Source organism: Amycolatopsis sp. cmx-11-12 (assembly GCF_046269425.1).
Taxonomy (GTDB): Bacteria; Actinomycetota; Actinomycetes; order Mycobacteriales; family Pseudonocardiaceae; genus Amycolatopsis.
This window is the reverse complement of record NZ_JADNQM010000001.1, coordinates 51,325-65,639: the sequence shown is the minus strand read 5'-3', so window position 1 is coordinate 65,639 and position 14,315 is coordinate 51,325. Positions and strand designations below refer to the sequence as shown.

The following is a 14,315-nucleotide window of genomic DNA, read 5'->3' as shown; positions in this document are numbered from 1 at the left end:
GGTGCTCACTCCGTGATGATGAGCGGCTCGCCCCACAACGGACGCAGTTCGAGCCACTCGTGGATCGGCTTCCCGCCGGCTCCCGGAGCGGCCGACAGCTCGCCCGCCAGTTCGAGCGCTCGCTCGTAGCTGTCGACGTCGATCACCATGAACCCGGCGATGAGGTCTTTGGTCTCGGCGAAGGGGCCGTCGGTGACCGGCGGCTTGCCTTCGCCGTCGTACCGGACGAAGGTGCCTTCGGGGGCGAGAGCCTGCTCTTGGACGAATTCACCGGTCTCCACGAGCCGGGTCGCGAAGTCCCTCATGTACTGCATGTGCGCCGTGATCTCTTCCGGAGCCCACTGGTCCATCGGCACGTCGTTGACCGACGCCGGGGCGCCGCGGTAGTGCTTGAGCAGCAGGTACTTGGCCATGGCGGGCAGCCTAATGGCAGGCTGCCGGTTTTTCTGCCTGGTGGTCTATACCTCCGATCTCTAGCCTTCTTATCGCGATAGATCGAGAAGTGTGCGTTTCTTCATCGCGAAAGGAAGAGCACTTGTCCCAAGCAAAACGGAGATACGCCGGCGTGCTGGTGATCGCCGGCCTCGTAAGTGGCTTGCTCGCGGGTGAGACCGCGGGGGCCGCCGCCTCCGATACCTCTGTTGCCTCGGCCACCAGGGAGCACACGCGGGCGTTGCCGCCCGGCGCGACCCCGGTGGCCCCGCTCGCCCCCTCCGTCGCTCAAGCGCAGATCGCCGCCAACCCGGTGGTCTGCGAGGGCGACGGCGTTTCCGGCAAGCGCATCGAGCTGGTCTACGTCCGTGAAGCCAGTCAACCCGACCGATACGCGACCGTCGTGCCGTCCCTGCGTGCCTACGCGTCCGGGATGGACGACGGGTTCAACGACAGTGCCGCGGTGACGGGCGGCAGCAGGCACATCCGCTACGTGACGACCGCCGGCGCGGGCTGCCAGGTCGCCGTCGCCAACCTGGTGGTGCCCGACGGCACGTACCTGTCCGGTGCGATCCGCGACCGTGCCATCCAAGCGGGCCACTACAACGCCGACCGCGACTACATCCTGTTCTCCGACAACCCCCACACCTGCGCGGGCACCTGGGGCGACAACGACGACCAGCCCGGCCCCGCCAACGCCTTCAACAACGGCAGGCACTACACGGAGATCGCCGTCCCCTGCTGGGGTGTCAACGCCGCGGCCCACGAACTGGGCCATATGCTCGGCGCGGTACTGCCGGGCGCTCCGCACTACCAGGGCGGCGGGCACTGTTCCCAGGAATGGGACCTGATGTGTTACGGCGACACCCAGTCCTTCGACTGCACGCAGCGCGATTTCGATCGGCTGCTGGACTGCGGCAACGACGACTACTTCAGCACGAACCCCGTCCCCGGCAGCTGGCTCGCCACCCACTGGAACGTCGCCAACAGCGCCTTCCTGATCAAGAAGGACACCCCCGACAACGACGACGGCCACGCCCAAGGCGGGAAGACGTATGTGATCACGGGCTCAGGAGGTGACGCCATCGACGTCGTGGGCTCGTCGACCGGCGGACTCGCCAACCTCAGCAAACGGCCCCAGACCGGCTCCACGAGCCAGAAGTGGATCCTGGGGTACAACACCGGTCTGCAACTGGTCAACGCCAACAGCCAGCTGTGCGCCGACAGCGCCCAGAGCGGGACCGCACCCGGCACGCAGATCCTGCAGTACAACTGCAACGGCCAGAACGGCATGAGGTGGGCGTTCCAGCCGCTCGGCAACGGCAAGGTGGCGATCTTCAACTACCTGACGGGCTACGCGATCACCGACGGCGGCGCGTACCCGGCCCCGCTCGTCCAGCAGCCCTACACCGGGGCGGCCAACCAGCAGTGGACCCTGAACCCCGTCGCCGACCCCGGCCCGCAGGCGGGCACGAAGTACTACCTCGCCGTCGCCACCAACGGCAACAGCGCGGCCGTGGTCGACGGCTCGACGTCCGCCGGCGCGAAGATCACCAACGTGGCCAGGCAGAACGACAACGGCCAGAAATGGAAGCTCACCGACGCGGGCGGCGGATATTGGAAGATCGTCAACGAACGGAGCGGCCAGTGCCTGCGGCCGGTCTCCGGCAGCACCGCGGAAGGCGCGCTCCTCGAACAGACGCACTGCGGCTCGGCCACCAACCAGCAGTGGAAGCTGCTCCGGAGCGCCGACACGCGCTACGGACTGGTGAACCGCGCCAGCTCGCTGGCGGTGCGGCAGGCTTCGCTCCTAGAGCAGCGGCCCTTCGTGGGCGGCCGTAGCGACGAGACCGTCTGGGGTCTCGTACCCGCGTAACGCGAAGCTCCCCAGGTCCACGGACCTGGGGAGCTTTGTTTTCTCAAGACTGGCGGTAGCGGTGGGATTCGAACCCACGGAGGACAGAGCCCTCGCATGTTTTCAAGACATGTTCCTTCGGCCGCTCGGACACGCTACCGCTGCCGAGGATATCCGACGAGGCTTTGACGGAACGCTTCGGATGTAGTCGAAGCGAAGCTTTCCGTTGAGGGTGGTGGCGGGGGCATGGATGGACTAGTCGAAGTCCCAGTCGGTCAAGATCCCGACGAAGATGAAGAACCCCAAGAGGACGACGATGATCGCGACGCCGATGTAGCCGATGATGATCGCCGCGAGCGCCATCCCCTGGCCGCCCGCCTCACCGCGTTTGGCCTTCGAATGCGCGATGTGCCCCAAGATGACGCCGATCAGCGACGGCAGCCCGCTGCACACGACCAGGCTGGCGATCGACACGACCAGTGCCGCGATCGCCAGGCCCTGCTCCTGCGGCGGCTGTGGCGGACCGTAGCCATAACCCGGCTGGTACGGCTGGCCGTACTGAGGCTGCTGACCATAGGGCTGTTGCTGCCCGTAGGGGTCTTGCGGATATGTCACCGGCTCACCGTAGCCGCCGGAGCTTGGTTCAGGACGCTTGACTCTTCGTGGCTTTAGCGGCGATGCGAGCCTGGACCTCCGGACGGCGCAACGGTGGCACCTTCGCCGGGGGCTGACGGCGTGCGGGCAGTTCGGAGAGCAGTCGCCGGGTGATCTCGGTGATCTCCGCGACGGCGGCTTCGAACGGTTCACGTGTGGCGTCGGAGAGGCTCTGCACCCCGGACACCTTGCGGACGTACTGGCGGGCGGCGGCCTCGATCTCGTCCGGCGTCGCCGCCGGCTCCAGGCCTCGAAGCGTGGTGATGTTCCGGCACATGCCCCGATGGTACGTCCGCCCACCGACGTTTCCGTGCGCTTCGATCACACAGTCGGTTAGAAGCTGCCCCGGTTCGTTGACGCCGAAAAACACGGTTGGGCACTCTCGGCCGAGTGCCCCTCAGACCTCGCTCCCTGCGCCGTGCCCCCGTCGAGCCGATCGCCGAACCGGCCGAACCCTCCTCGATCCCGGAACAGGTCTGGCAGCGCGTCCCGATCGACGCGCTCGTCGACCTCGTCACCGAGATCTTCACCGCGCACGACCTGCCGTGGTCACGCGCCAGGATGGCCGCCGAGGCGGTGTGCCACGGCGATCTCACCGGAACCCCGGAATCCGGTGTCGCCGAACTGACCAGGCTGCATCTGCCGATGCTGGTCAACGGCATGGTGCGGCCCCGTGCCGAACCGCTGATGATCGCCGACCGCGGCGCCGCCGCCCTGATCGACTACCGCCGCGCGCCCGGCCTGTGGGCAGTCGGCGACGCGATGGACCGGGCGGTGTCCCGGGCGGGCCGTTACGGCGTCGGGCTCATGTCCGTCCGCGGCGTCGGGCCGTTCGGCCGCGCCGGGCACCACGCCGCGAGGGCGTTGCCGCACACCATGATCGGGCTCGTCATGGCCGCGGGCGGTGAGCACGGGACGGCCGCGAACCCGCTCGGCATGGCCGCCCCCGCCGGCGCGTACCCCGAATTCGTCCTCGACCTGGACACCCTCGCCGACACTGCCGGCACAGCCAGCGCCTCGATTGCGGGCTTCTCCCTGCTGGTCGAGATCTTCGCCGGGGTCTTGTCGGGCGTCGGCGACCACGATCACGACACCGGCCTCATGGTGATGGCCATCGCGCCGACGACGCTCCGCAGCGCCGACGGCTTCTACAAGGCCGCGAGCGCGTTGTTCGGCAGCCTGCTCGGCTGGGACGGCGGGACCCCGGTCCGCTACCCCGGCTGGCGCGAGGCGCAGTACCTCGAACAGTGCCAGGCGCTGGGTGTCCCGCTGAACGAGCAGGTGCACCGGGAGCTCGAGGACGTCGCCAAGGCGCTGCGCCTGGCCCCGCTACAGGGTCGCTAACGGCGATCTCACGTGATCAGACGGAGATCTCGCGTGATCAGACGGAGAACACGAGAGATCTCCGCTCAATCACGTATGTTCGCCGTCCAATCACGTATGTTCGCCGTTCAAGCACGTGAGATCGCCGTTCAAGCACGCGAGTTACGCCAGGACGACGCGGCCGCCTTCGCCGCCGACCTCCACGACGTCGCCGTTCGTCAGCTGACGGCCGCGCCGGACCTCCACCTCGCCGTTGACCGTGACCTCTTCGGCGTCGAGGAGGTCTTTGGCGTGCGAACCGTCTTCGGCGAGGTTGGCCAGTTTGAGGAACTGGCCGAGGCGGATCGGCTCGCCGGTGATGGGGACGTCGTGGATGCTCATGGGGAGATCATCCCCGCGCGTCCATTTTCCGGTACAAGGTGGCGACGTCGGTGTCGAAATAGCTGCTGTAGGACGTGTCCGGATCGTCCCCGCCGTACAGATAGCCGCCGATCACGCCGACGACGGTGCCGAGTTCGGTCGCCGGATCGGGGTCGGCCACCCACGGGCCGCCGCTGGTGCCGGTCGTGAAGCCGGGGCAGGCGACGCGCATCTGGTAGGTGTCGGCCTGGGCGCTGGTGCCGTGGCAGACGACCGGGGCTTCCCGTTCGTCGGGATAACCGGTCAGGGTGATCGTGTGCGCGAATCCGTTGCCGGTCACCAGGGTGTTGGCACCGGTGATGCTTTCGAGGGTCTTCGTGTTGCCCGCCTGGCGCGCGGTCGCGAATCCGACATCGAGGTCCGGATCGGACGAATCGGCCCAGCCGTCGGGAACTTGCGGATCCGAGACGTCCCAATAGCCGTAGGGAGCGACGCCGTCGTGGTAGCCGGGCGCGAACGAGATCCCTGTCGCGTACTCGCCGCCTTCGCCGTCGTGGAGGCAGTGTGCCGCGGTGAGCAGGAGGTCTCCCGGGCCACTGTGGACGACACTGGCCGTGCAGAAATGCGACCCGTCGAGGAACAGCGCGCCGATCGCCGGGTTGGTCCGCGGCGAGGCAGGGGTGACCGCCACCGTCGCGCCGGTGTCGTCGGCGGTGGTCTCGGCGTCCGACGCGGCGGAGCAACCGGCCAGCACGACGCAGAGCGCGAACAACAGGGCGCGGCGCATCGCCTTCCTTTCGCTCGTCCACGACTGTCTTGGCTACAGATCACCATAAGCGGTCCACGAACACAGCCCGAATCGATCAACGCACAGCAAGCTCACAGCCGTAGTATGTGTTACCTCCGGTAACAGTCGAGCTGCAAGGAGCGGGTATGAAGTCGTTCACGGACAAGGTCGCGGTGATCACGGGCGCGGGCTCGGGAATCGGCCGGGCGCTCGCGATCGAGCTGGCGGGGCGCGGGGCGCGGCTGGCGCTTTCCGACGTCGACGCCGTCCGCGCGGCCGAAACCGTCGCACTGTGCGAGAAGACGGGCGCCACCGCGAAAGCGTACGAACTGGACGTCGCCGACCGTGACGCCGTTCTCGCGCACGCCGAGGAGGTCGCCGTCGATTTCGGGGGTGCCAACGTCGTGGTGAACAACGCCGGGGTCGCGCTCGGCGCGACGGTCGAGGAAATGACCTGGGACGACTACGACTGGCTGATGGGGATCAATCTCGGCGGGGTGGTCAACGGCACGAAAGCCTTTCTGCCGCAGCTGATCGCTTCCGGTGACGGGCACATCGTCAACCTTTCGAGCGTGTTCGGCTTCATCGGCGTGCCCACGCAGAGTGCCTACAACGCGGCGAAATTCGCGGTGCGCGGGTTCACCGAGGCGCTGCGGCAGGAAATGCTGATCGCCCGGCATCCGGTCGCGGTCAGCTGCGTGCATCCCGGTGGCATCAAGACGAATATCGCCCGCGACGCGCGGGGTGGCGTCGAACGGGACATCGACAAAGCCGCCGAGGGCTTCGAAAAGATCGCGAGGACGACGCCGGAGAAGGCCGCGCGGACCATCGTGCGCGGTATCGAACGGAGGACGCCGCGCATCCTGATCGGCGGCGACGCCTACGTCATCGACGCGATTCCCCGCGTACTCGGCTCTTTCTATCAGCGCCCCCTCGCACTGCTGGGGCGGTTAGGAATGAAACACCACTGAACGGAGTAACGCTCCGTGGTCCGGACGGCTTGGGATAACTCGATCGGGGTGCGTTACTTACGGCGGCGTCGGAAATGCACCACAATGCTCACGTTCGTGATTCCCCTTCCGGAGGTCCCCATGCCGCGCGCCGCCCAGCGCCGTCCGTCGACCGATGCCGCGCTCTGCGCCGGCGTGCCCGTCGAGACAGCCGAGTTGCTGGACCGGACGGGGATCATCGCGGCGAGCCTGCCGAAGCGCCGGCGAAGCCCGGAGAACGAGGTCGAGCCGGCGCCGCTGCCGATCCGGCCCCCGGTCTGTGAACCGGTCGTCGACAAGGACCTGCGGCCCAAGGCCGTCGTCATCCATCGGCGCGCCAGGTCCTGGCTGGTCGGCGGAGCAGGGGTGGCGCTGCTCGCGATCGGCTGGTTCGCGGGCACGTTCACCTTCGAGCCGGTCGACGACACCGCGCTGCCCGAGCCGCCGCTGCCCGCGGTGGCGACCCAGCAGGCCGCGCCACCGGTCGCCCAGCCCGCGCAGCCCGCACCGGTGACCGTCTACGTCCCGGTCACCGTGAAGCAGCACGTGCCCGCGCCGACGAAGAAGAGGGCCGCGAAGGAACAAGCCGTCGCCCTGCCGCCGTCCGAGCCGCGTCAGACGGAGCAGCCGCGTGCCGACACCGGAACGCCGGACCGGACCACGGGCGGTCTCCGGAACATGATGGATCCCGCCGCGGTGAACGCGCTGGCGATGGAAATGGCGCAGGGAATGCTGGGGAACGGCGCAGGCCGCTGACCATCCGGGATCGTCTCTCCACAGTGGACACTGCCGGGCGTCGTGGGCTGGATGGCCGCTGACACAGCGGAAGTGATCGACTACCGTGAGCCAGGGGGAGGGGCTCATGGAAAAGGGGGATTCCACTCGGGGCACCGCGTTCAAGGCCGCTTTCGCGGTGGGCGAGTTCCGTGCGTTGTGGGCGGCCGAGGCGCTTTCGCAGGCCGGTGACCAGCTGGCGAGAGTCGCGTTGTCGGTGCTGGTCTGGGAAAGAACGGCGTCGGCGGGGCTGACCGGGCTCGCATACGGGCTGACGTATCTGCCGACGCTGATCGGCGGCACCCTGTTCGCCGGGCTGGCCGACCGGTATTCGCGACGGACGGTGATGATCGTCTGCGACCTGCTGCGCGCGGCGCTCGCGGCGCTGATGGCCGTACCGGGGATGCCGCTGTCGGTCCTCGCCGGACTGCTGGTGATCCTGACGATGGCGGGTGGACCGTTCCGGGCGGCGCAACTCGCGTTGCTCCCGGACGTTCTCGAAGGCGAGCGGTACGTCGCCGGGCTCGCGGTCCGCACGATCACCATCCAATCGGCACAGCTGGCCGGATTCGGCGGTGGTGGACTGGTGATCGGGCTCGTGACGCCCTGCTGGGGACTGGCGATCGACGCGGTGACCTTTGTGGTCTCGGCGCTGCTCGTGTCCGCCTGGGTCCGTCGCCGGGTGCCCGCCGTCACGGAATCCTCGGTGAAAAGTCGGGTGGCGCGGGCTTTCAGTGGCGAAGGCGCCAGAGAACTGTGGCAGGGCAAGGGAATTCGGGTGCTGTTCGGGCTGAAGATGCTCGCCGGGTTCGCCATCGCCCCGGAAGGCCTCGCGGCACCGCTCGCCGTCGAACTCGGGGAGGGGAGTTTCGCGGTCGGCCTCATTCTCGCGGCCGATCCGGTCGGTTCGGTAATTGGATCGTGGATCTTCACGAAATGGGTTCCCGCGCGGCGGAAAACGCGAATAGTCGGCATTCTCGCCTTCGCATCCGTTGTTCCGTTGCTTTTTGTCTCTTTTCGCCCTTCACTGCCGGTCTGTCTCGCGCTGATCGCGCTCAGCGGGGCCTGTGCGGCGCCGTACCACCTGCAAGCCGTCGCGCTGATGGCCCGCGCGGTGCCGGACGGCGTCCGGGCGCAGGTGATGGGCCTGACCTCGACGAGTTTGGTGACCGTGCAAGGAATCGGGATCATGCTGGCCGGCGGGCTCGCCCAGTTGACCGGCCCGTTCGTGGCCGTCGGGGTGGCCGCGACGGTCGCCGTCGCCTCGGCAGGCCCGATGGCGATGGCATGGAAACGTGCCATCGCCACCGGGCCCGATATGTGGCTCCCGGCCGGGAGCCGGACCGGTTAATCGATGGGATCAGTCCTCGCGACCGTTCATGTTGATCCTCCCTCCCACTGCTCCATCTGTGTGTTCCGGAAATGACTCGGGCCACCCTCAGTACTACCTCGGATACATTGAAATGTGTACGGAAGGGGGACCGGTGACGATGATTATGGGGGATACGGAACTCGCCGGAGAAGGGGCCGGTACACGTCTGAGAGCCAGGGTCGGACGGTGGGATCTCTGGTCCGGACCACGCGGCGTACCTGCGGTTTTTCTTGTCGTGGAAGGACTTGCGGCGGCAGTCGCCGTAATCGCCTTGCTCCGATCGAACTACGAGACTACGGAATTCGTCCGATTTGGATCACTGCTCGGCCTCGCCTTCCTCCAGGCCGAGCTTTCGCGTTCGGTGGAACGCTTGCGGCGCACCATTTGTGACCGGCCGCACATCAACATGACTTCGGTGTGGACGTTCGCGGGGGTGCTCGTCCTCCCAGCGGGACTCGCGCTCGCCCTCGGACTGCTCATCTACCTGCATCTTTGGCTCCGGGTGTGGCGGGGAATGAGCCACCGTCCCGCCTACCGCGTCGTGTACTGCGCGGCGGCGATCGTGCTCTCCTGCCTGGCGTCGGGAGCCATCGTCTCCGGCTGGAACGGCCTGCCCGCCGGGTTCGCCGGGTCACTGCGGATCGTCGAGGCGGCGGCCGTGTTCACCGCGGCCAACGCGTTCATCGTGGCGCTCTCGGTCTACTTGCACACGGGGGGCCGGTCGCTGCGTTCGCTGTTCGGCACCGGCGACGACAACCTGCTGGAAGTCACCACCTTGGTGCTCGGGGCTTCGACCGCGCTGGCCATCGTGCACGCACCCGCGCTCGTCCCGTTCGTCCTGCTGCCCGTGCTGGTGCTGCACCGCAGTGTGCTGGTGCGGCAACTGGAGATCGCGGCGAACATCGACGGCAAGACCGGGGTGCTGAACGCGCACGCGTGGCATGTGCTGAGCGAACGGGAGCTTTCGTCGGCGGCCAGGGCGAAGAGCAAACTCGGCGTGCTGATGCTCGACCTCGACCACTTCAAGCAGGTCAACGACGTCTACGGGCATCTCGCGGGTGACGCCGTGCTCAAGGTCGTCGCGACGACGATCTCCGAGCATGTGCGCGACTACGACTCCGTCGGGCGCTTCGGCGGCGAAGAGTTCGTTGTGCTGCTGCCCGGCGCGACGGAGACCGAGGTGTTGCCGGTGGCCGAGCGGGTCCGGCAGGCGGTGATGGCGATCGAGGTCGAAGTCGCGACGGCTTCCGGGCCGCGCACGGTGCGAGGGCTTTCGGTGTCGATCGGCGTCGCGGTCTATCCGTCCGGCGGGACGGTACTGGAGCGGCTGCTGCACGTCGCGGACTCCGCGCTCTACCAGGCGAAGAACAGCGGCCGGAACCGCGTCGTCTCCCTCGCCGCGGCCTGACCCACTCCGACCCGCCCGCGTTTCGTCACCTGGTTGCGGTAGTTCGCACGGCCAACTACCGCAACCAGAGGACGAAACGCGAGGGGTGGCGGACTCACCAGGGCGAGTTGCCCTCGTCCTCCGGTGCTTCGTGGCGCCTCTCGCGAGGCGCCTGCGTGGTGTCGGTGGACGGCGGCGCCGGGGGAGCGTCGTCCGGCGGAGGCTCTTCCTCTTCGATTTCGGGGAAGCGGCTGCGCAGGGTGCCGATCATCAGCGACCGGGTCTCCTGGTCCTCGTCGCCGAGCGTCTCCTGCATGACCTCGGCGACCTGGCTCGAGATCCCGGCCTGCGCCTGGTGCATGGTCGTGAGGATCTGCCGCGACAGTTCCTCCAGCGGATACGTCCTCGCCTTGTTCCCGAATTCGAGGCCCGTCACGCCGCCGTCCGCCCCGACGGTCACCTTGACGGCGCCGTCGGAGCTGGACGCGGTCAGTCGCAACTGCTCGGTCCGCTCCTGGGCGGCCGCGTAGCGCTGGGCCTTGTCCTCGAGCCCTTGGGCCCACTGGTCCATCTTGCGTTGTGCCTCGTCGGGGTCCGTGGTGAGATCCCCGAGACCGTTGGCGCCGGTCACTTCTTTCCTCCGATGTCCAAGGCCTTGAAATCGGCGTTGAACGGTTCCGCGTTGGTCTTGTCACCCTCTACATAGGACTTCGCGGCGGTGCGGACGTTGTCCGCCGTCGTCCGGACCCCTTCCGCCGCCGACTTGATCGCCTCCGCCGCGCGTTCGCCGGTCGGGTTGATGATCGGCGGCAGGAACGCGCACAGCAGGCCGTACGAGTCCGACGACATCGCCGAACCGGTCGCGCCGTGCGCGGTGTCCAACCGGTCGACGAGCCCTTCGAGATGGCTCGCGTGCGCGGTCAGGTCGTCCGGATCGACCTCGAACGAAGCCGTCACTTCCAGTCCTTGTTCTTCCAGTCGCCGATCACCGGCGGTGCCACGATCTCGTCGGCGGCGAAGAAGGATGGGTCGTCGGATTCGACGTAGTCGGCGACCTTGTGCTCCTTGTCCTCCTGGCCCTGCCCCTTGCCCGCGCCGGGCGCCATGCCGCCACCCATCGGGCCCATGGCACCGGGGGTGCCCGCCTTGCCGGAACCGGAACCGGCCCCACGGGCCGCGGCCGCTTCGGCGTCCATCGCACCCGCGGCGCCGCCCATGCCGAGCGCGCCTGTCGACCTTCCGGCGCCGCCGAGACCGCCGGCGCCCGAGCCACCCGCACCGGTACCGCCGGTGCCACCGCCGCCGAAGCCGCTGGTACCACCGATTCCGCTACTGCCGCCACCGCCGGGGATGTTCGGCATGCCGATCTTGGGCGGGGTGTAGGGCGTGGGCTTGTACGACGAGCCGGTGTCCGGGAACGTGGGGCCGCCGAGCCGCTCGCCGATGCCACCAGGGCGCGGCATCGGCGGGATCTTCGGCATGACCGGACCCGGCCCGCCGTTGGGCCCCGGGATGTTCGGTATCCCGATGTTCGGCGGGGTGTACGGGAGACCGCCACCGGGCCGCGGACCGCCGACCTCGGGAAGGGGGATGTTCGGCGGGCTGAACGACGGCGGCGTCACGGACGGCGGCGTGTAGCCCGTGGTGCGCGTCCCGTCGTCGATCTTCGGCATGTTCGGGGAATAGGGCGACGACGACGTCCCGGGGCCGGGACCACCGCCTGCCGGGAAGTTCGGGGCGTTGATTTCGGGCCGGTACTGGTTCGAACCGGGCCCGCCACCGCCAGGGCCGCCACCAGGGAAGCCTCCGCCGGGAAAACCACCGCCGGGGAAACCGCCCGGTTGGCTGCCACCAGGGCCACCACCGGGAACGCCGCTACCAGGACCGCCGCTACCAGGAACGCCACCGGCGGGCCCGTTCGGCGAGTTGAACGGCGACACGCCGCCGGGTCCGCCCTGCGGCGTCCCATCCACCGAAGCGGCGATGCCGTCCGGACGCGTCCTGTCCGAGCCCACGTCGAAGGGGCTGGGCCGCTGCGTGCCGTCCGGGTTCTCGGGCGACTTCTTGTCGCGAAGGGTGTGGGAAGGCGAGCCCGCGCCACCGCCGCCGCCGGACATGGGGGTGCCCCGCAACATCGGGGTCGCCTGCGCCGTCGGCAGCTTCGGCGGAGCCGGGAACGCCGGGGTGGCGATCGCCGAGCCGACCGTGCCGTCGAAGTCGGTCATCACCTTCGCGGCCTGGTCGCGCGCGTCCTGCTGCTTCTTGAAGGTCTCGAGGTCCTTGCCGAGCTGCGACATGTACTGCTGCGGGTCTGTGATCGTCTGCAGGTTGGCGTTGGCCTCCTGCACGCTGAACGCCACCGGCGGGTTGGCCTTCATCAGCTTCTGCGTCTCGTTGAGGGTCTGCGAGTGGATCTGCTGCTGCCGACCGGTCAGCGTCGCGCCGTTCGCGGTCGAGCCGAGCCACTTGCCGACACCGGCGAGGTGCTCGCGGGCCGCGTCGCCGCCTTCACCCTCCCAGTTGGCCGTGCTCGCGTTGATCGCCTTCGCCAGGTTGCGCTGGTGCGTGGCCAGGTCATTGCCGACCCGGACCCATTCTTCGGAGGTCTCACCGACCGCGGCCGGATCCGCGTTGCCCGCGATCGCGGTCTGCATCTGCTCGTGGGTGGCGTTGCTCCACACCGTCGACGGCGGCTGGCCGGGCTTGCGGATCTCCAGATTCTTGTCGAGACCTTCGCGCGCCTTCTCCAGCTGCCCCTCGTACATCTTCTGGGTGAACTGGTCCTTGAAGCCGTTGAGCGCGGTGTCACCCCAGCCGAAGAGGCTGAACAGGACATCGGTCCCGACCGTGGCCCCGGCCCGGATCTCGTCACCGGACGCGGCCTTGTCAGCCAGCGGCCCGACGTAATACTCGGACGACGAGTCGGCCGTGACGTCGTAGTGCGGGTCGAGCTTGTCGTAGTCGGGCGAGCTGGGGTCGGAGACCTGCGTGGTCTTCTCCGCGGATTCGGTCACGGGTCTCTCCTCTAGATCTCGGTGTCGATCCGCTTCAGGTCGCGCTGGTTGTCTTCGTCGCGTTCACGGTAGTTCTTCTTGGCGAGTTCGATCGCCTCGACGTAGGTCGGGAACTCGGCGCGAGCCGCTTCGAGCTGTGTGAGCAGGCCCTGCGCGTCGGTCGCGGTGCCCTGCATGTGCTGGGAGACCCAGCGCGCGGTCGCGGTGTCGCTCATCTGCGGTGACTTCTGCAGCTTGGTCAGCGCGCTCCAGCGCTCTTCGAGGCTGTCGATCACACCCTGGAGCGAGCGGATCATCTCCTGGCCGGTGCTCTCGTCGACGGCGAAGCTGCCCTGCTTGGCCATCAGCTTCAGCTGTCCGCCCGCGAGCCCGACCTTTGCGGAGGTCCACTTCGCCGCCTTCAGTTCTTGTGCTTCCTCGGTCAACGGAGGCTCCTCTCACCGGGGGTCAGGAAGTTCAGTAGATGTCCGCGATGGCGTTCTTGATCGCGTTCGCCACGCCCGACTGACTTGCCGGGTCGTAGTGTCCGATCACGGCGCCAGAGGCTTCGTCGGTCTCGGTCCAGACCAGGTACCGGCCGTCTTCCGTGTCGAGCCAGCTCAACGGCGTCGACCGGAGCCGCTCGCCGTGGCGGCCGATACCGCTCACGATGATGTGCCCGCCGCCGAGGCGGGTCCCGGACAGCACCTTCTCCAGGACCTCGAGGTCGCTCTCGTCGTTGCGCGGGGCCGGAGTATCGGTCCTGGCCCGGACGACGCCGGTGAACTGGAGGTTGCCGAACGCGTCGGTCTCCTCCTCGTCGAACTCCGCCTCGGCCTGGCGGCGCGCGGCCATCGCGGAGACGGCGCGCTCCTCCTTCTGCACGATCTTGCGGCGGCCGGTCGACGCGGGCCGCATCCTCGGCAGGACACCGGACAGGACCTCGACCAGTTCTTCGTCCGAGAAGAGGGCGAACTGCAAGAGGTCTTCCCCGTGGGCCTGCGTGATGCCGAGCGCCTGCCTGCCGTCGGTGAGGGTGAGGACGGCGATGTCCTGGCCGATACCGTCGATGCCGTTGACCGAAACGGTGATCCGGTGGTTCGCGAGCAGTGCGAACGCGGTGCGGATGGCGGGGTTCAGCTCGCCGTTGACCGACAGGCGGCGCTGCTCGAGATCGGTGTAGACCTTCCGGATGACCGCGGTGTAGCGCTCCGGGTCGATCGAAGTGTTGCGGACGCGCAAGGGAAACAATCGGACATCGACGCCAAGCGCCTGCCCGACCACAGTCGCCTCTGCCGTCCCCAGCGCGAAATCGGCTCGTTCAGCCATGCTTCTGCGCTACTCCCTCACGGGGGTCGGACCCCGTCCCGATCGGCTGACCTGCATAGA

General features: G+C 68.2%; 16 protein-coding genes and 1 tRNA gene. 6 read left to right on the top strand and 11 right to left on the bottom strand.

Annotated elements, in window-relative coordinates; all coding sequences use genetic code 11:
• Window positions 1-5 precede the first annotated feature (5 nt).
• Window positions 6-413: a YciI family protein gene (locus ACLARN_RS00360; protein ID WP_409489272.1), complete on the bottom strand. Its 408-nt coding sequence runs from the start codon at window positions 411-413 to the stop codon at window positions 6-8.
• A 122-nt stretch (window positions 414-535) separates the two neighbouring features.
• On the opposite strand from ACLARN_RS00360, the gene ACLARN_RS00355 reads away from it, so the two are divergent.
• A complete protein-coding gene (locus ACLARN_RS00355; protein ID WP_409489271.1) occupies window positions 536-2,308 on the top strand; it encodes an RICIN domain-containing protein in 1,773 nt (590 codons plus the stop codon).
• Window positions 2,309-2,358: 50 nt separating this feature from the next.
• Here ACLARN_RS00355 and ACLARN_RS00350 read toward each other — a convergent pair.
• The 3 genes from ACLARN_RS00350 to ACLARN_RS00340 form a co-directional block, all read right to left on the bottom strand.
• A tRNA-Ser gene (locus tag ACLARN_RS00350) sits at window positions 2,359-2,447 on the bottom strand.
• 95 nt (window positions 2,448-2,542) lie between these two features.
• Window positions 2,543-2,902, bottom strand: a complete 360-nt coding sequence (locus tag ACLARN_RS00345; RefSeq protein WP_409489270.1) for a DUF4190 domain-containing protein — start codon at window positions 2,900-2,902, stop codon at window positions 2,543-2,545.
• A 28-nt stretch (window positions 2,903-2,930) separates the two neighbouring features.
• Window positions 2,931-3,218, bottom strand: a complete 288-nt coding sequence (locus ACLARN_RS00340; protein ID WP_076164464.1) for a DUF2277 domain-containing protein — start codon at window positions 3,216-3,218, stop codon at window positions 2,931-2,933.
• A gap of 113 nt (window positions 3,219-3,331) precedes the next feature.
• On the opposite strand from ACLARN_RS00340, the gene ACLARN_RS00335 reads away from it, so the two are divergent.
• Complete coding sequence (locus ACLARN_RS00335) at window positions 3,332-4,285, top strand: Ldh family oxidoreductase (protein ID WP_409489269.1); 954 nt, start codon at window positions 3,332-3,334, stop codon at window positions 4,283-4,285.
• Window positions 4,286-4,426: 141 nt separating this feature from the next.
• Here the strand turns inward: ACLARN_RS00335 and ACLARN_RS00330 are convergent, their stop codons facing one another.
• Window positions 4,427-4,645 carry an RNA-binding S4 domain-containing protein gene (locus ACLARN_RS00330; RefSeq protein ID WP_005149665.1) on the bottom strand — a complete coding sequence of 73 codons (219 nt, stop codon included), beginning with the start codon at window positions 4,643-4,645 and terminating at the stop codon, window positions 4,427-4,429.
• 7 nt (window positions 4,646-4,652) lie between these two features.
• Complete coding sequence (locus ACLARN_RS00325; RefSeq protein ID WP_409489268.1) at window positions 4,653-5,411, bottom strand: trypsin-like serine protease; 759 nt, start codon at window positions 5,409-5,411, stop codon at window positions 4,653-4,655.
• 146 nt (window positions 5,412-5,557) lie between these two features.
• On the opposite strand from ACLARN_RS00325, the gene ACLARN_RS00320 reads away from it, so the two are divergent.
• The 4 genes from ACLARN_RS00320 to ACLARN_RS00305 all read left to right on the top strand — a co-directional run bounded on the left by ACLARN_RS00320 (window position 5,558) and on the right by ACLARN_RS00305 (window position 9,954).
• Entirely contained in the window at window positions 5,558-6,382 is an 825-nt protein-coding gene (locus ACLARN_RS00320; RefSeq protein WP_409489267.1) for an SDR family NAD(P)-dependent oxidoreductase, read from the top strand.
• A 96-nt stretch (window positions 6,383-6,478) separates the two neighbouring features.
• Window positions 6,479-7,156 carry a hypothetical protein gene (locus ACLARN_RS00315; protein WP_409489266.1) on the top strand — a complete coding sequence of 226 codons (678 nt, stop codon included), beginning with the start codon at window positions 6,479-6,481 and terminating at the stop codon, window positions 7,154-7,156.
• Between the two features lie 106 nt (window positions 7,157-7,262).
• Window positions 7,263-8,525 (top strand): MFS transporter, encoded by a 1,263-nt coding sequence (locus ACLARN_RS00310; RefSeq protein ID WP_409489265.1) that lies wholly within the window; start codon window positions 7,263-7,265, stop codon window positions 8,523-8,525.
• Window positions 8,526-8,817: 292 nt separating this feature from the next.
• Window positions 8,818-9,954 carry a diguanylate cyclase gene (locus tag ACLARN_RS00305; protein WP_409489264.1) on the top strand — a complete coding sequence of 379 codons (1,137 nt, stop codon included), beginning with the start codon at window positions 8,818-8,820 and terminating at the stop codon, window positions 9,952-9,954.
• A gap of 94 nt (window positions 9,955-10,048) precedes the next feature.
• Here ACLARN_RS00305 and ACLARN_RS00300 read toward each other — a convergent pair whose 3' ends face one another.
• Genes ACLARN_RS00300 through ACLARN_RS00280 form a run of 5 tightly spaced genes read right to left on the bottom strand, consistent with a single transcriptional unit; the run spans window position 10,049 to window position 14,255 of the window.
• Window positions 10,049-10,564 carry a YbaB/EbfC family nucleoid-associated protein gene (locus ACLARN_RS00300; protein ID WP_409489263.1) on the bottom strand — a complete coding sequence of 172 codons (516 nt, stop codon included), beginning with the start codon at window positions 10,562-10,564 and terminating at the stop codon, window positions 10,049-10,051.
• Window positions 10,561-10,890 carry a type VII secretion target gene (locus ACLARN_RS00295; protein ID WP_409489262.1) on the bottom strand — a complete coding sequence of 110 codons (330 nt, stop codon included), beginning with the start codon at window positions 10,888-10,890 and terminating at the stop codon, window positions 10,561-10,563. The genes ACLARN_RS00300 and ACLARN_RS00295 overlap by 4 nt, the downstream gene beginning before the upstream one ends.
• A complete protein-coding gene (locus ACLARN_RS00290) occupies window positions 10,887-12,947 on the bottom strand; it encodes a hypothetical protein (protein WP_409489261.1) in 2,061 nt (686 codons plus the stop codon). Before ACLARN_RS00290 ends, ACLARN_RS00295 begins: the two co-directional genes overlap by 4 nt.
• Window positions 12,948-12,958: 11 nt before the next feature.
• On the bottom strand, window positions 12,959-13,372 hold the full coding sequence (locus ACLARN_RS00285; protein WP_409489260.1) for a hypothetical protein: 414 nt from the start codon (window positions 13,370-13,372) through the stop codon (window positions 12,959-12,961).
• A 31-nt stretch (window positions 13,373-13,403) separates the two neighbouring features.
• Window positions 13,404-14,255 (bottom strand): ESX secretion-associated protein EspG, encoded by an 852-nt coding sequence (locus ACLARN_RS00280; protein ID WP_409489259.1) that lies wholly within the window; start codon window positions 14,253-14,255, stop codon window positions 13,404-13,406.
• Window positions 14,256-14,315 lie beyond the last annotated feature (60 nt).

Bases quoted from the DNA above. Each gene is read 5' to 3' on its own strand.
- ACLARN_RS00360 (WP_409489272.1), bottom strand. From the start codon at position 413: ATGGCCAAGTACCTGCTGCTCAAGCACTACCGCGGCGCCCCGGCGTCG.
- ACLARN_RS00340 (WP_076164464.1), bottom strand. From the start codon at position 3,218: ATGTGCCGGAACATCACCACGCTTCGAGGCCTGGAGCCGGCGGCGACG.
- ACLARN_RS00330 (WP_005149665.1), bottom strand. From the start codon at position 4,645: ATGAGCATCCACGACGTCCCCATCACCGGCGAGCCGATCCGCCTCGGC.
- ACLARN_RS00325 (WP_409489268.1), bottom strand. From the start codon at position 5,411: ATGCGCCGCGCCCTGTTGTTCGCGCTCTGCGTCGTGCTGGCCGGTTGC.
- ACLARN_RS00320 (WP_409489267.1), top strand. From the start codon at position 5,558: ATGAAGTCGTTCACGGACAAGGTCGCGGTGATCACGGGCGCGGGCTCG.
- ACLARN_RS00310 (WP_409489265.1), top strand. From the start codon at position 7,263: ATGGAAAAGGGGGATTCCACTCGGGGCACCGCGTTCAAGGCCGCTTTC.
- ACLARN_RS00280 (WP_409489259.1), bottom strand. From the start codon at position 14,255: ATGGCTGAACGAGCCGATTTCGCGCTGGGGACGGCAGAGGCGACTGTG.